The sequence below is a fragment of the Leclercia sp. GHBNCSD genome (assembly GCF_055805075.1).
The window spans coordinates 470,718-485,354 of record NZ_JBQVYO010000001.1 but is presented as its reverse complement, the minus strand read 5'-3'; the positions used below and the strand labels follow the sequence as shown (position 1 = coordinate 485,354).

General features: G+C 59.8%; 13 protein-coding genes. 3 read left to right on the top strand and 10 right to left on the bottom strand.

The window, feature by feature from the left end; genetic code table 11:
- Positions 1–37: 37 nt before the first annotated feature.
- From ACT3IC_RS02395 to ACT3IC_RS02385, 3 genes are read right to left on the bottom strand one after another with little or no spacing between them, the layout of a single operon-like run.
- Positions 38–1,000, bottom strand: a complete 963-nt coding sequence (locus ACT3IC_RS02395) for a lysylphosphatidylglycerol synthase domain-containing protein (RefSeq protein WP_103178770.1) — start codon at positions 998–1,000, stop codon at positions 38–40.
- Positions 1,000–2,241 carry a cardiolipin synthase ClsB gene (gene clsB / locus ACT3IC_RS02390; RefSeq protein WP_103178771.1) on the bottom strand — a complete coding sequence of 414 codons (1,242 nt, stop codon included), beginning with the start codon at positions 2,239–2,241 and terminating at the stop codon, positions 1,000–1,002. Before clsB ends, ACT3IC_RS02395 begins: the two co-directional genes overlap by 1 nt.
- Complete coding sequence (locus tag ACT3IC_RS02385; RefSeq protein ID WP_103178772.1) at positions 2,238–2,999, bottom strand: endonuclease/exonuclease/phosphatase family protein; 762 nt, start codon at positions 2,997–2,999, stop codon at positions 2,238–2,240. Before ACT3IC_RS02385 ends, clsB begins: the two co-directional genes overlap by 4 nt.
- 132 nt (positions 3,000–3,131) lie before the next feature.
- Between ACT3IC_RS02385 and ACT3IC_RS02380 the strand changes: the two genes are divergently transcribed.
- Positions 3,132–3,542: a YbhQ family protein gene (locus ACT3IC_RS02380; RefSeq protein ID WP_114315572.1), complete on the top strand. Its 411-nt coding sequence runs from the start codon at positions 3,132–3,134 to the stop codon at positions 3,540–3,542.
- On the opposite strand, the gene ACT3IC_RS02375 is transcribed toward ACT3IC_RS02380, so the two are convergent.
- The 5 genes from ACT3IC_RS02375 to cecR all read right to left on the bottom strand — a co-directional run bounded on the left by ACT3IC_RS02375 (position 3,504) and on the right by cecR (position 9,243).
- Positions 3,504–4,610 carry an ABC transporter permease gene (locus ACT3IC_RS02375; RefSeq protein ID WP_103178774.1) on the bottom strand — a complete coding sequence of 369 codons (1,107 nt, stop codon included), beginning with the start codon at positions 4,608–4,610 and terminating at the stop codon, positions 3,504–3,506. The genes ACT3IC_RS02380 and ACT3IC_RS02375 overlap by 39 nt on opposite strands.
- A gap of 108 nt (positions 4,611–4,718) precedes the next feature.
- Positions 4,719–5,852 (bottom strand): ABC transporter permease, encoded by a 1,134-nt coding sequence (locus ACT3IC_RS02370; protein ID WP_159339263.1) that lies wholly within the window; start codon positions 5,850–5,852, stop codon positions 4,719–4,721.
- The gene (locus ACT3IC_RS02365) at positions 5,845–7,581 is read right to left on the bottom strand and encodes an ATP-binding cassette domain-containing protein (protein WP_103181051.1); all 1,737 of its coding nucleotides are present in this window, start codon (positions 7,579–7,581) and stop codon (positions 5,845–5,847) included. Before ACT3IC_RS02365 ends, ACT3IC_RS02370 begins: the two co-directional genes overlap by 8 nt.
- A complete protein-coding gene (gene hlyD / locus ACT3IC_RS02360; RefSeq protein WP_103178776.1) occupies positions 7,574–8,569 on the bottom strand; it encodes a secretion protein HlyD in 996 nt (331 codons plus the stop codon). Before hlyD ends, ACT3IC_RS02365 begins: the two co-directional genes overlap by 8 nt.
- Positions 8,566–9,243, bottom strand: coding sequence for a transcriptional regulator CecR (cecR, locus tag ACT3IC_RS02355; RefSeq protein WP_103178777.1), 678 nt, complete (start codon positions 9,241–9,243; stop codon positions 8,566–8,568). Before cecR ends, hlyD begins: the two co-directional genes overlap by 4 nt.
- 270 nt (positions 9,244–9,513) lie before the next feature.
- Between cecR and rhlE the strand changes: the two genes are divergently transcribed.
- Both rhlE and dinG read left to right on the top strand, forming a co-directional pair.
- The gene (rhlE, locus tag ACT3IC_RS02350; RefSeq protein ID WP_473476038.1) at positions 9,514–10,875 is read left to right on the top strand and encodes an ATP-dependent RNA helicase RhlE; all 1,362 of its coding nucleotides are present in this window, start codon (positions 9,514–9,516) and stop codon (positions 10,873–10,875) included.
- Between the two features lie 95 nt (positions 10,876–10,970).
- Positions 10,971–13,148 carry an ATP-dependent DNA helicase DinG gene (gene dinG, locus ACT3IC_RS02345; protein ID WP_473476035.1) on the top strand — a complete coding sequence of 726 codons (2,178 nt, stop codon included), beginning with the start codon at positions 10,971–10,973 and terminating at the stop codon, positions 13,146–13,148.
- On the opposite strand, the gene ACT3IC_RS02340 is transcribed toward dinG, so the two are convergent.
- Both ACT3IC_RS02340 and ACT3IC_RS02335 read right to left on the bottom strand, forming a co-directional pair.
- On the bottom strand, positions 13,135–13,635 hold the full coding sequence (locus tag ACT3IC_RS02340) for a fimbrial protein (protein ID WP_103181052.1): 501 nt from the start codon (positions 13,633–13,635) through the stop codon (positions 13,135–13,137). The genes dinG and ACT3IC_RS02340 overlap by 14 nt on opposite strands.
- 7 nt (positions 13,636–13,642) lie before the next feature.
- Complete coding sequence (locus ACT3IC_RS02335) at positions 13,643–14,632, bottom strand: fimbrial protein (protein ID WP_103178780.1); 990 nt, start codon at positions 14,630–14,632, stop codon at positions 13,643–13,645.
- Positions 14,633–14,637: the final 5 nt, after the last annotated feature.

The window sequence follows — 14,637 nt, the reverse complement described above, 5'->3', positions numbered from 1 at the left end:
GCCGGGTAAGCGCAGCGCCACCCGGCCAGTCCCGCCACTACTTCGCCATCTGTTGTTCGTTTTTGGCCCGCAACTTCTTCGCCCGGCTCTCCAGCACCAGATAACAGACCGTCGCCAGCCCCAGAGGCAGGAAATAGTAGAGCATACGATAGGCCAGCAGGGCGGCGATGATGGTACCGTGAGAGACATGTTCCCCCGCTAACAGGGCGATAAACACCGCTTCCAGCACCCCAATCCCGGCCGGGATATGGACAATCACCCCGGCGATACTGCTCACCAGCAGCACGCCCAGCACAAAGAAGTAGTTGATATCTTCACCCATCAGCAGCCAGATAATGGCCCCCATCGCCATCCAGTTGGCGGCGGAAATGCCCATCTGCGCCAGCGCAAAGCGCCAGGAGGGGAGCACAAGCTTTTGCTTTTTGATGGTTACATGGCGCCGCTTAGCGAACGCGCAGGCCCACAGATAGAACCCAATCACCAGCAGCAGCACGATGCCAATAATGCGCAGCGTCGACTGATCGATATACCAGTGAGCGGGCAACTGCACTACGCCCGCGGTGAAGATTACCCCGCCCAGCAGAACGTAACCCAGCCAGTTGGTGGTAATACTCAGGGAGAAGATGCGGGTGATGGTGCTGCTGGGCAGTCCCAGGCGGGAGTAAAGCCGGTAGCGCATGCCGATGCCGCCCACCCAGGTGCTCAGGGTCAGGTTAAAGGCGTAGCAGATAAACGACACCAGCATGACCTGGCGCTTGGCCAGCTTATGCCCGCAGTAGACTCGTCCCAGCAGGTCGTAACAGCCATACAGCAGGAAGCTCAGTATCACCAGCGCCACGGCGCCCATCAGCGACACACGGTCGTAGTCGCGGATGACCTTCCACACCTCACCCCAGTCGACTTTTTTGGCGTAAATGACCAGCAGCACTGCAACGGCTATAAAAAATACCCAGGTGAGGATCTTTTTTGCCAGACGCCAGCGCGAATGTTTTTTGCTCATCAGGGTTTTACCCCCGTGTTGCTCGCCTCAACGCGATCCTGAGTCTCCATCTCGGGTTGTACCGGCGGGGGGACCTGCGCCAGTTTAGGCGTATGCGCAGGCAACCAGCCGACCAGCGCCGGGAAATGGCGCAGGAAGTGGAACACCACCACGCTTTTGCCCAGATTCCACCAGGTGCGTTTCGGCACCATCGACTCATCCACCCGGACGCAATCCTCGGCGATGATGGCGGTGAGATTGTCACGCAGGGTCTGGTTAAACTCGCGATCGTGAATAATCAGGTTGGCCTCCAGATTCAGCGACAGGCTAAGGGGATCGAGGTTGCTGGAGCCGACAGTTACCCAGTGATCGTCCATCAGCGCGACCTTACCGTGCAGCGGACGGCGGCGGTATTCGTAAATCTCGACGCCGCCTTTCACCAGATAGTTGTAGAGCAGGCGGGCGCCCACGGTCACTATGGGCATATCCGGCTCGCCCTGCACAATCAGCTTAACCCGCACGCCGCGCCGGGCTGCGTTACGCATGGCGTGCAGCAGGCGATACCCCGGGAAGAAGTAGGCGTTGGCGATAATCACCTCCCGACGGGCGTTGGTCAGCATCTTCAGATAGTGCCGCTCAATATCGTCCCGGTGCTCTTCATTATCGCGCCAGACAAACAGCGCCTGCGCTTCGCCCGGTTTGGTATTCTCTTCGGCGCGATGACGCCGCTTCCACCAGCGACGCACTGCGGCTTTGCCGGGGAGGTTTTCCACGACAAACTGCAAAATATCCTGTACCACCGGGCCTTCGACCTGAACGGCATAATCCTGTTTGGCTTCAGGACCGTAGTCCGACATATGTTCCGCGGAATAGTTAATCCCGCCCACAAAGGCCACCTGATCGTCCACCACCACAATTTTACGGTGCATGCGGCGGAAGACGTTGGTACGCATACCCAGCAGAGGCGGGCGTGGATCGTAGTAGCGGAATACCACCCCTGCTGAGGTGAGTTCCCCCACGAATTCATCGCTGAGGTCGGGGGAGCCGTAGCCGTCCAGCAGCACTTCGATATGCACCCCGCGCTGGGCCGCCCGCAGGATCACCGAATGCAGTTTTCGCCCCACGTTGTCTTCAAACCAGATAAAGGTTTCAAGCAGTACCCGGCTTTGCGCTTTCTCGATGGCGGCAAATACCGCCGGGTAATATTGATCGCCATTTTCCAGCAGCTTTATCCGGTTGCCGCTTTGCCATGAACATTTCATAGATGAATCTCCGCACTTAACGGCGCATGGTCGGAAAGGTGACGCCAGTTGCTCAGGGCCAGCGCGGTGGGGCTGCTGGCGTGAGCGTTTTTGACATAGATCCTGTCCAGACGCAGCAGCGGGAATCTCACCGGGAAGGTACGGGCGGGCCTGCCGTGGGCGAGGGTGAAGATCTCTTCTAACCCGGCCCCCGTTTTCAGCGGATGGTTGGCGCGCTGGCGCCAGTCGTTAAAATCTCCGGCGACCACCACCGGTTCGCCTTCCGGCAGGCCGTTGACCCACTCGGTCATCATCTGCAGCTGGGCCTGGCGGTGCGCTTCGCGCAGGCCAAGGTGGACCGAGGCCACATGCAGCGATCTGCTCAGCTCCGGGATCGCGACACGGCAGTAAAGCAGCCCACGTTTTTCACTCTCGCCCACCGAGACATCGTGATTTTCATAGTGTTCGATAGGGTAGCGGGAGAGAATGGCATTGCCGTGATGCCCCTCGGGATAGACGGCATTACGCCCGTAAGCGTAGTCGCTCCACATGGTGTCGGCGAGAAATTCGTAGTGGCTGGTATCGGGCCAGTTTTCCACATGCAAAGGATGAACTTCATGCGCGCCCATCACCTCCTGCAGGCAGACGATATCCGCGCTGACGGTTCGTACAGCGTCACGCAGTTCGGGCAGAATGAAACGGCGGTTAAAAGCCGCGAATCCTTTATGAATATTGATTGTTAACACTTTAAGCGAAAAATGCCGGGTTTGTTGGGCCATACACTCCTTCCCGCGTCACTATCCTGATGAAAATAAAGTGTAGTCGTCGTCACAAAAAGGTGCTGTGTTACGGAATTTTCCGTAAAGTGCGATAGTCTGAACAGGCAGAGTAAAATCCTTCAGGAGAGTGCCATGAAGTGGCAACAACGCATACGCGTCGCAACCGGCCTGAGTTGCTGGCAGATTATGTTGCATTTATTGGTGGTGGCCGTGCTGGTGATGGCCTGGATGAGCGGTACCCTGGTGCGGGTCGGCTTAGGATTATGCGTGCTGTACGGCGTGACTGTCCTGTTGATGCTCTTTTTACAGCGTCATCATGAAGCGCGCTGGCGCGAAGTGGCGGATGTGCTCGAAGAGCTCACCACCACCTGGTATTTTGGCGCGGCACTGATTGTGCTGTGGCTGTTGTCCCGCGTGCTGCAAAACAACTTTTTGCTGGCTGTCGCAGGGCTGGCTATCCTTGCTGGGCCCGCGATCGTTTCCCTGTTAACCAAAGACAAAAAGCTACGCGATATTCCGCCTGAACATCGCGTACGCCACTGAACCCGTCACGGCCGCTATCACCAGTAGCGGCCACAAACTCCCCCAGACAATATCCAGACTCGCATCCTTGAGATAGATCTGCTTGGTGATATCGGTGAAGTGCCGGATCGGATTCACCCAGGTTAAGTTCTGCAGCCAGACCGGCATGTTCTCCACCGGCGAGACGTAGCCCGAGAGCAAAATGGCGGGCATCATAAAGACGAACACCCCGATAAACGCCTGCTGCTGGGTCGAGCAGAGCGCCGAGATCAGCAGACCAAACCCCACCAGCGACAGCCCGTAAATCACCATTGTGAAGTAAAAGAGCAGAAGCGATCCGGCAAACGGGATGTGATAGGCCCAGATGCCAATTGCCAGCACAATGCTGGCCTGGAAAGTGGCGACAATCAGCGCCGGGACCGCCTTACCGACAAAGATTTGCCAGGTCGCCAGCGGGGAGACCACCAGCTGATCGAAGGTGCCCTGTTCGCGCTCCCGGGCCACCGACAGGGAGGTGACGATCATCACCCCAATGGTGGTGATCATGGCGATCAACGACGGCACCACAAACCATTTGTAGTCGAGGTTCGGGTTATACCAGTTGCGCACCACCAGCTCGCTGTTGTTCGGTTTCGGTTTGCCCGCCATCAGCTCCTGCTGGTAATCCTTTACCACCTGTTGCAGGTAGTTGGCGGCGATTTGCGCGCTGTTGGAGTTACGCCCGTCGAGAATGAGCTGCATAGGGGCAGTTTGCAGGGTGTCGAGGTTACGGGAAAAATCGGCCGGGAAGCGCACCAGCAGCAGCGCCTTTTGCGTATCGATGGTGGGCTGGATCTCCTGTGGGCTCTTCAGGATCAGCACATGGGTAAAGGCTTTGGCGCGGGCGAAACGCTGGGTCAGCTCCACCGAATGTTTGCCGTTATCTTCGTTATAGACAGCGATCGTGGCGTTGGTCACCTCCAGGGTGGCCGCCCAGGGGAAGAGCAGCACCTGGATCAGCACCGGCAGAATCAATATCGCCCGGGTCTGCGGCTCGCGCAGCAGGGATTGCAGCTCTTTGCGAATCAATGTCCATAAACGGTAAAACATAGTGTCGTCCTCTCGTCGGGTGGCGCTATCGCTTACCCGACCTACAAAATCAACGGGCCTTGTAGGCCCGGTAAGGTAGCGCCACCGGGCACAATCGATGCACGACGGCTAATCCAGGCGCCGTTTGGTTTTCATCCATGTCAGGCCGATAAACATTACCGCCGAGGCAATCAAAAACAGCAGGTTCACCATCAGCACCACCGGAATATTGCCCGCCAGGAACAGGCTTTGCAGGGTGCTGACGAAATAACGCGCCGGGATGATATAGGTCACCGCGCGGATCACCGCCGGCATACTGTCGATCTGGAAAATAAACCCGGACAGCATTATCGACGGCAAAAACGCGGCATTCAGCGCCACCTGGGCGGCATTAAACTGGTTGCGGGTGATGGTGGAGATAAGCAGCCCCATCCCCAGCGTGCTGAGCAGGAAAAGGCTGGTGATGGCGAACAGCACCAGCAGCGAGCCGCGATAGGGCACGCCGAGAATAAATACGGATACCAGCATGCAGAGCAGCATCGCCAGCATTCCGAGGAAATAGTAGGGGATCAGCTTGCACAGCAGCAGTTCCGTGCGCGTCACTTCGGTGGAGAGCAGCGCCTCCATGGTGCCGCGCTCCCACTCGCGGGCAATCACCAGCGAGGTCAGAATGGCGCCGATCACCGTCATGATAATGGTTACCGCACCGGGAATAATAAAGTGCTGGCTGATGGCCGCCGGGTTAAACCAGTAGCGGGTCTGGACGTCAATCAGCGGCTCAAACGTCTCGCCGCGATCGTCCGCCCGCTGCATCTGCCACAGCTGCCAGATCCCCTCTGAGTAGCCCTGCACGAAGTTGGCGGTATTGGGCTCGCTGCCGTCGGTGATCACCTGGATCGGAGCGGTATCGTTCGGGCGCGCCATGCGGGCGGCAAAATCCCCCGGGATCACAATCATCCCGCGAATGCGTCCGGCCTGCATCATCTGGGTGAGCTTATGGCGATCGTCACTGATGGTGGCGTCGATGTAGGGCGAGCCGGTCAGGGTATGGGTGAAGTCCAGCGCCTCTTCGCTGTGCTGCTCCAGCAGGATCCCCACCCGCAGCTTGCTGGAGTCGAGGTTTATGCCGTAGCCGAAGATAAAGAGCAGCAGCAGGGGGATCACCACCGCAATCAGCCAGCTGCTCGGGTCACGCACAATCTGCCGCGTCTCTTTGATGCACAGGGCGCGGACCCGACGCCAGGAGAGGGCTTTGTCAGACATGGCCATGCTCCTTATCCCAGTCGTTAATGAGCGTGATAAACGCCTGTTCCATGGTGGGATCGGGCTGCTGCGCATCCGCCACCTGGGCTTTCAGATCGTCGGGTGTGCCGTGGGCAATCAGCTTGCCGCGATAGACCAGCCCAATCCGGTCGCAATACTCCGCCTCGTCCATAAAGTGGGTGGTCACCATCACCGTAACCCCCTTTTCCACCATGCTGTTGATATGCAGCCAGAACTCCCGGCGGGTGAGGGGATCGACCCCGGAGGTGGGTTCATCAAGAAACAGAATGTCCGGCTCGTGCATCAGCGAGCAGGCCAGCGCCAGCCGCTGCTTGAACCCGAGCGGCAGCGCGTCGGTGGCCTGGCCGGCGACCTGGCGCAGGCCAAACGCCTCGCTCATGCGGGCGATTTTTTCATTCTGCACCCGCCCGCGCAGGCCGTAGACGCCAGAGAAAAAGCGCAGGTTTTGCTCAACCGTCAGGTTGCCGTAGAGCGAGAACTTTTGCGCCATATAGCCCAGATGCTGGCGCGCTTTGCCGGAGCTGACCTTCAGATCCATATCCAGCACCAGCGCTTTGCCGGCGGTGGGCACCAGCAGGCCGCACATCATTTTAAAGGTGGTGGATTTACCCGCGCCGTTAGGGCCCAGCAGGCCGAAGATTTCGCCGCGTTTTACCGTAAAGTTCACATTGTCGGTAGCGGCAAAATCACCAAATTTTTTGGTCAGGGATTTGGCCTCGATCACCGTCTCGCCGGGGGTGCCCTCCACGGTATGCAGGATCGCCCCCAGCGGCGATTCGGCGGTGCCTGCGCCGCCGAGCAGATCGATAAAGGCATCTTCAAACCGCGGCGCAGTCTCATCAATCGCCAGATCCGGCAGATCCGCGTTTCGGCGCAGATCGTCGGCGCGGGCCTCTTTTTTGAGGATCACCCGCACCGATTTCCCCTGGATCATGCCGTCGCTCACCTGGGGCAGCTTCAGCACCCGTTGCAGCAGGCGGCGGTTGTTCTCGTGGGGAGAGTGCAGCAGCACGCTGCGCCCGGTCATGCTCCGGGTCAGGGCTGTGGGATCGCCCTGATAGAGCAGTTCACCTTCGTTCATTAGCAGCACGTCCCGGCACTGTTCCGCTTCGTCGAGATACGAGGTGCTCCAGAGGATCAACATCCCGTCGCCTGCCAGCTCATGCACCATCTGCCAGAGCTCGCGACGGGAGATGGGATCCACGCCGACGCCGGGTTCGTCCAGCAGCAGCACCTTCGGTTGCCCCACCAGCGTACAGGCCAGCCCCAGCTTCTGCTTCATGCCGCCGGAGAGCTTGCCCGCCAGCCGGTCGGTGAAGGGGCCGAGCGACGTAAACTCAAGCAGGCGCTGAAAGGTTTTCTCCCGGGTTTCGCCGGTGACGCTGCGCAGGTCGGCATACAGGGTCAGGTTCTCCATCACCGTCAGATCTTCATACAGTCCGAACTTCTGCGGCATATAGCCCAGCATCGCATGCAGGGCGCGATCGTCGCGAACCGGGTCCAGCCCCAGCACGCTGGCGCTGCCTTCGTCGGGCTTCAGCAGGCCGGCAAGCATCCGCATCAGGGTCGTTTTGCCCGCGCCGTCCGGGCCGACCAGCCCGGTGACGTAGCCTTTATGCACCGTGCAGTCGAGCGGCGCGACGGCGGGTTTGTCCATCCCGGCAAAGCGTTTGACCAGGCCGGTAAGCTGGATCACCGCATCACTCATGGGCTTGCCCATTGTCGAAGCTGACGGTCACCGGCATTCCCTGGCGCAGGGCATCGTCGGCATCGTTCACGATAATGCGCAGGCGATAGACCAGATCGGTACGCAGGTCCGGGGTTTCGACGGTTTTCGGCGTAAATTCCGCGGTCGGGGAGACAAAGCCGATTTTCCCGTGGTACGGCTTGTCGGGGCGACTGTCGGTATAGAGCAGCACTTCGCGCCCCGGTTTCGCCTCGCCGAGACTGGCTTCATTGACGTAAGCCCGCACCCATACCGGACGCGTCAGGGAGAGGGTCAGTACCGTACTGCCCGCGTTCAGCATACTGCCGGGCTCCATGGCGCGTGTCAGCAGGGTACCGTTGGCCGGGGCCACCAGGGTAGTGTCGTGCAGATCCAGCTGCGCTTGCGCCAGCTGAGCCTGGGCCTGTTCGAGGCTGGCTTTTGCCTGGGCGATATCCTGCTCGCGGTTGCCGGAGCGGTACTGGCGCAACTTATCCTGGGAGGATTTCAGCGTCGCCAGAGCCTGATCCCGCGAGGAGCGGGCGTTCTCAAGATCGTTGGCCGACACGGTGCGGCTTTTCCACAATCCCTGCTGACGGACAAAGAAGTTCTGCGCGTAGTCATAGGCGGCCTGCGCCTGTTTAACGGCGGCGGCGGCCTGGGCGACCTCTTCGTCACGGTAGCCCGCCTGCATTAAGTCGTATTGCGCCTGTGCCACGGCAACCCCCGCCTGGGCCTGCAACAGCGCGTTCTGGTAGGGGGCCTGGTCCAGCGTGCCCAGCGTCTGACCAGCGGTAATGGCATCGCCTTCATCCACGCTCAGGGAGGCGAGCCGTCCGCCGACGCGAAAGCTCATGTTCACGGTGCGGATATCGACGTTACCGTACAGGGTCAGCGTTTTATCCTGCTGGCTCTGATACCACAGCCAGCCGCCGATACCGGCTGCCAGCACAACCACCACAGCCACAATAATGGCGACAGGTTTTTTCATGACTCCAGGCTCCTTTGCGTTAAGCCCTGCAGGATCAAATCGACATGACAGGTGATGACCTGACTGATTTGCAGCGCTTTATCCTCATCAAATTCGGTCCAGCCGGTGCGTAACAGAATGGTTTCACGCCCCAGGCGAAAGGCGAGCACTTCCCCCAGCAGGGCATGGGTATGCAAAATGGTCTGCGTATCAAGAGGGTCACGCCCGGTATAGGCCGCCACCAGCCGGGTCAGGTGGGAGTGCATCGGGGCGATAACCTGATCGTGGACCAGCTGGTAAGCGGCAGAGGGCGAGAGTTGCTCGCGTGAAATAAACTTACTCAGGTTCAGCGTATCGTCATGGGTCAGCAGCTGAATCATGTTGTTGCAGGCGGTTAGGATCAGGCCACGAATGGCCGCGCGATCCGGCGACGGCTCGGCAAGCAGCGTGGTGGCTTCCTCCACGTGGGGGCGAAACTGGGTGCCAATGAAGTCGGCGATCCACTGGGCGCAGGCGAGGTAGAGATCCTCTTTCGAGCCAAAATAGTAGGTGATGGCGGCGATATTCTGCCCCGCCTGCGCGGCGATATCGCGGGTGGTGGCATGCAGCCCATATTCGCCAAACTGCGCCAGCGCGGCGGCGATTAACTGGCTTTTCGCCTGCTCACCTTTGGTGGTGGTCGGGATCGGATTCATAGCGGCACACAAAATTAATCAATCGATTGATTAAGAGTATGACTGTTTTTTGAGCTTGTCCACTTTTGTCGGCACGTTTTGCGCCGGGCGGCACGGCGTTGCCCGGCACAGGTAATAACGCGGAGTTATGAGTTTGCAGGATAATTTATGCGCCAAGTCACAAAAGCTGCTACACTCCGCTGCTTCGCGACACCGTGGTTTTTGTCCTTTCATTTGTTATATCTCCCTGAAAACTACACCTGAAAATGGTCGGGGCGGTTCGGAGTTGTTATGTCTTTTGATACCCTTGGCCTGAACCCGGAAATTCTGCGCGCTGTAGCGGAGCAGGGTTACCGCGAACCGACCCCTATCCAGCAGCAGGCCATTCCCGCTGTACTGGCAGGCCGCGATCTGATGGCCAGCGCCCAGACCGGGACCGGTAAAACCGCCGGCTTTACCCTGCCGCTGCTGCAACGCCTCATCTCAAGCGAACCGCACGCCAAAGGCCGTCGCCCGGTACGCGCCCTGATCCTGACCCCAACCCGTGAACTGGCCGCCCAGGTGGGTGAGAACGTGCGTGAGTACAGCCGCTATCTCAACATCCGCTCGCTGGTGGTGTTTGGCGGGGTGAGCATCAACCCGCAGATGATGAAACTGCGCGGCGGCGTGGACGTGCTGATCGCCACGCCGGGCCGCCTGCTCGACCTGGAACACCAGAACGCCGTTAAGCTCGACAGCGTGGAGATCCTGGTGCTCGACGAAGCCGACCGCATGCTGGACATGGGCTTTATCCACGATATTCGTCGCGTGCTGGCAAAATTGCCGGCACGCCGTCAGAACCTGCTCTTCTCTGCCACCTTCTCCGACGAGATCAAAGGCCTGGCGGAAAAGCTGCTGCACAATCCGCTGGAAGTGGAAGTGGCGCGTCGCAACACCGCCTCCGAACAGGTGACCCAGCATGTTCACTTTGTTGATAAAAAGCGCAAGCGCGAACTGCTCTCCCAGATGATTGGTGAAGGCAACTGGCAGCAGGTGCTGGTCTTTACCCGTACCAAGCACGGGGCGAACCACCTGGCGGAACAGCTGAACAAAGACGGCATCCGCAGCGCGGCCATCCACGGTAATAAGAGCCAGGGGGCACGTACCCGCGCGCTGGCCGATTTCAAATCGGGTGATATCCGCGTACTGGTGGCAACCGACATCGCCGCCCGCGGCCTGGATATTGAAGAGCTGCCGCACGTGGTGAACTACGAGCTGCCGAACGTCCCGGAAGATTATGTCCACCGTATCGGCCGTACCGGTCGCGCGGCGGCAACGGGCGAAGCGCTGTCGCTGGTCTGTGTTGATGAGCACAAGCTGCTGCGCGACATTGAACGCCTGCTGAAAAAAGAGATCCCGCGTATCGCCCTCGAGGGCTATGACGTTGATCCGTCCATCAAAGCCGAGCCGATCCAGAACGGGCGTCAGGGCGGGCGTGGTCAGGGCGGTGGACGCGGGCAGGGCGGCGGTGGACGTGGTCAGCAGCAGCCGCGCCGTAGCGAAGGCGGCGCGCCGAAAGCGGCAAATAAACCGCCGCGTCGCGATGGCGAGAGCAAACCGGCGGGTGAAGGCCAGCGTCGACGCCGTCCGCGCAAGCCGTCAGCAGCGCAGTAATCTGGAAGCCCGGTCGTAAAGCCGGGCTTTTCTTTTGCGGCCCGCTTGAGAAAGTGCCACAATAGTGGCTGTTTATACAGTACTTCAGGTTCATCATGGCTTTAACCGCCGCGCTGAAAGCGCAAATTGCCGCCTGGTATAAGGCGCTACAACAGCAGATCCCCGACTTCATTCCCCGCGCACCGCAACGGCAGATGATTGCCGATGTGGCAAAAACGCTGGCCGGTGACGAGGGCCGACATCTGGCAATTGAAGCCCCGACCGGCGTCGGTAAAACCCTCTCTTACCTGATCCCCGGCATCGCTATCGCCCGGGAAGAACAAAAGACGCTGGTGGTCAGTACCGCCAACGTCGCCCTGCAGGATCAGATCTACAGCAAAGACCTGCCGCTGCTGCGCAAAATTATTCCCGAGCTGCGCTTCACCGCCGCCTTTGGGCGTGGGCGCTATGTCTGCCCGCGCAACTTAACCGCCCTTGCCAGCACCGAGCCCACCCAGCAGGATCTGTTGGCCTTTCTGGATGACGAGCTGACCCCCAACAACAAGGCCGAGCAGGAGCAGTGCGCCCGGCTTAAGGCCGATCTCGATAGCTATAAATGGGATGGCCTGCGGGATCACACCGATCAGGCGCTCAGTGACGATCTCTGGCGCAGGCTTAGCACCGATAAGGCCAGCTGTCTGAACCGCAACTGCCACTACTATCGCGAATGTCCGTTCTTTGTTGCCCGCCGCGAAATTCAGGAGGCTGAAGTGGTGGTCGCCAACCATGCGCTGGTAATGGCGGCGATGGAGAGCGAAGCGGTGCTGCCGGATCCGAAAAACCTGCTGCTGGTGCTGGATGAAGGCCATCACCTGCCGGACGTCGCCCGCGACGCGCTGGAGATGAGCGCCGAGATAACTGCCCCCTGGTTCCGCCTGCAGCTCGATCTGTTCTGCAAGCTGGTGGCGACCTGCATGGATCAGTTCCGGCCGAAAACCATTCCGCCCCTGGCGATCCCGGAGCGCCTCAGCGAGCACTGCGAAACGATCTATAGCCATATCGCCTCGCTGAATAACATGCTCAATCTCTATCTGCCACCCGGCCAGGAAGCAGAGCACCGCTTTGAGATGGGCACGCTGCCGGAGGAGATCATGGATCTTTGCCGCGAGCTGGCGCAGCTTATTGAAAAACTGCGTGGGCTGGCGGAGCTGTTTTTAAACGATCTCAGTGAAAAAACCGGCACCCATGACGTGGTGCGTGTCCACCGGGTGCTGCTACAGATGAACCGTGCCCTGGGTATGTTCGAGGGGCAGAGCAAGCTGTGGCGGCTGGCGTCGATGGCCCAGGCCTCCGGCGCGCCGGTCACCAAGTGGGCGACGCGGGAGGTCCGGGAGGGGCAGGTGCATCTCTTCTTCCACTGCGCGGGTATTCGCGTCAGCGATCAGCTGGAAAAGCTGCTCTGGCGCAGCGTCCCGCATGTGGTGGTGACCTCCGCCACGCTGCGCTCGCTGAACAGTTTCTCCCGCCTGCAGGAGATGAGCGGTCTGAAGGAGAAGGCGGGCGATCGCTTTGTGGCCCTCGACTCGCCGTTCAACCACTGCGAGCAGGGCAAGCTGGTGATCCCGCGCATGCACTATGAGCCGCTGATCGACAACGAAGAGCAGCACCTGGCCGAAATGGCGGCCTACTTTCGCGAACAGCTGGAAAGCAAAAAGTATCCCGGCATGCTGGTGCTGTTCGCCAGCGCCCGGGCAATGAACCTCTTTTTAACCTTTGTCACCGACCTGCGCCTGTTGCTGTTGGTTCAGGGGGATCAGCCCCGCTACCGGCTGGTAGAGCTGCACCGTAAACGTATCGAGGCCGGAGAGCGCAGCGTGCTGGTGGGGCTCCAGTCCTTTGCCGAAGGGCTGGATCTGAAGGGCGACTACCTGACCCAGGTGCATATCCATAAGATTGCCTTCCCGCCTATCGACAGCCCGGTGGTGCTCACCGAAGGCGAGTGGCTGAAAAGCCTGAACCGCTTCCCGTTTGAGGTGCAGAGTCTGCCTGCGGCGTCGTTCAACCTGATCCAGCAGGTCGGGCGCCTGATCCGCAGCCACAGCTGCTGGGGCGAAGTGGTGATCTACGATAAGCGGCTGTTGACCAAAAACTACGGCAAGCGGTTGCTGAATGCCCTGCCGGTCTTTCCCATCGAACAGCCTGAGGTTCCCAAAGTAAAAAAACGCCCGGCTAAGCTTGCCGCCGGGCGCAGGAAAAGCATCCGTGCTAAGGGGCGTGGTCCTACTGGTAAGTGAAGGTAAACAGCACCGTGCTTGAAAACTCCCCCGCGTGGACCGGAACGTACGAGGCGTAATAGCGTGCCGCCATCGGGAAATCGGCGCTGTGGGTGATCGGGTCAATTACCGCATTGAAGCGCGCTTCTGGCGCCAGAATGATCGAGTCGGTGCGGTCGCCCAGTTCCAGCGCCAGCCCTTTCGCCGTACCGGTGTTGGCGAACTTGAACGGATGAAGCCTGTCGCGCTGCCCCTCCAGGTTGATCGTCGCCAGGGTGAGGCTTTGCGGGCAATGCGAAATGGTGATATCAAAATTTTTCCACACGCCGACATCCCCCGGCGCTTTAAAATCACTGGCCACCGCCTGGCCGAGATTGACCACTTTATTCTGGCTGGTGCTGTCCACCTCGCAGGCCGTATCGTAAATATTGCCTTTGATGCTGAGGAGCACGTCGGTGGCTGAGGCGGGCAGGCTGGCCAGCAGCACGAGCAGGGCTACATATTTCATCGGGATCTCACTGATATTCAATGTCGATGGTGGCAATGGTATTGGCTCTTCCGGCAGTCGCCTGAACGCCAGTTTGGTAATACTGCACCCTGAAGGGCAGGTCGAACGGCTGGTTGGGAACGGTCTGGTCGCCAAAGGGGATAGGGTAGTTGTAGCGTAGCGCCACGCCGCCAACCATCATTCGCACCCCGATGCCCGTGGCGCTGTCGCTGCCCGGTGTCAGGTTCAGCACGTCATTGCCGTCACCGAGCGAGGTGCTGCCGTTGGCGCTGGTAACCCGGGCGGTCATGGTCACCGCGTCGGTACAGGTTGCCGTCAGGTTAAAGCTTTGCCAGCCGCTGGTGCTGCCGATGTGGGTAAAGAGAGTGACCGGAAAATTCCCCAGCATAATGACCAGGCTTCTCGGATCTACGGAGCAGGTGGTGGCCTTCAGCGCCAGGCTGCCGCCGTAGCGCACGGCGTTCAGTTGACCCAGCTGTTGATCGGGGTAGATACCCAGGGACCAGATGCCGTTACGCACCGTCGTTGACGTCTGCTCTTTGGTGGTGCTTGCCGTTTTGATCAGCTGCATCCTCAGCGATACGTTGAAGCTGCCGGAGCCGTCACTGCTGACGTACCCCAGGGGCGTGCTTCGGCTGTCACAGTGGGCGTTACGGCCCCGGACCGGCTGGCCGGCGCTGTTCAGCAGTTCAATACCAATCCCCTCGATACCGCTGCGCCAGACGCCCGGCATCCCCGGAATTTCATCGCCTTCGCCCAGATGGCAGGCGGTGATTGGCTTACCGCTGTCGGCAGCGTCACAGTGGCCTTTTACCGTGTGCGTGCGGGCGGAGCCCGGGATAGCATTGCCCACCCCCAGCGTGGCGGGCACCGTCAGCGCACCCGGCGTGGTTGTCCAGGGCAGATCTGCGGTAGAGCATGCTGCTTTAGCCTGCGGCATAAACAGAAACAGGGCGGCAAACAGGGCCAGTACAGAGCCGTAACGGAAGGGTTTCATCTTTT

Bases quoted from the DNA above. Each gene is read 5' to 3' on its own strand.
- ACT3IC_RS02395 (WP_103178770.1), bottom strand. From the start codon at position 1,000: ATGAGCAAAAAACATTCGCGCTGGCGTCTGGCAAAAAAGATCCTCACC.
- clsB (WP_103178771.1), bottom strand. From the start codon at position 2,241: ATGAAATGTTCATGGCAAAGCGGCAACCGGATAAAGCTGCTGGAAAAT.
- ACT3IC_RS02385 (WP_103178772.1), bottom strand. From the start codon at position 2,999: ATGGCCCAACAAACCCGGCATTTTTCGCTTAAAGTGTTAACAATCAAT.
- ACT3IC_RS02380 (WP_114315572.1), top strand. From the start codon at position 3,132: ATGAAGTGGCAACAACGCATACGCGTCGCAACCGGCCTGAGTTGCTGG.
- ACT3IC_RS02375 (WP_103178774.1), bottom strand. From the start codon at position 4,610: ATGTTTTACCGTTTATGGACATTGATTCGCAAAGAGCTGCAATCCCTG.
- ACT3IC_RS02370 (WP_159339263.1), bottom strand. From the start codon at position 5,852: ATGTCTGACAAAGCCCTCTCCTGGCGTCGGGTCCGCGCCCTGTGCATC.
- ACT3IC_RS02365 (WP_103181051.1), bottom strand. From the start codon at position 7,581: ATGAGTGATGCGGTGATCCAGCTTACCGGCCTGGTCAAACGCTTTGCC.
- hlyD (WP_103178776.1), bottom strand. From the start codon at position 8,569: ATGAAAAAACCTGTCGCCATTATTGTGGCTGTGGTGGTTGTGCTGGCA.
- cecR (WP_103178777.1), bottom strand. From the start codon at position 9,243: ATGAATCCGATCCCGACCACCACCAAAGGTGAGCAGGCGAAAAGCCAG.
- rhlE (WP_473476038.1), top strand. From the start codon at position 9,514: ATGTCTTTTGATACCCTTGGCCTGAACCCGGAAATTCTGCGCGCTGTA.
- dinG (WP_473476035.1), top strand. From the start codon at position 10,971: ATGGCTTTAACCGCCGCGCTGAAAGCGCAAATTGCCGCCTGGTATAAG.
- ACT3IC_RS02340 (WP_103181052.1), bottom strand. From the start codon at position 13,635: ATGAAATATGTAGCCCTGCTCGTGCTGCTGGCCAGCCTGCCCGCCTCA.
- ACT3IC_RS02335 (WP_103178780.1), bottom strand. From the start codon at position 14,632: ATGAAACCCTTCCGTTACGGCTCTGTACTGGCCCTGTTTGCCGCCCTG.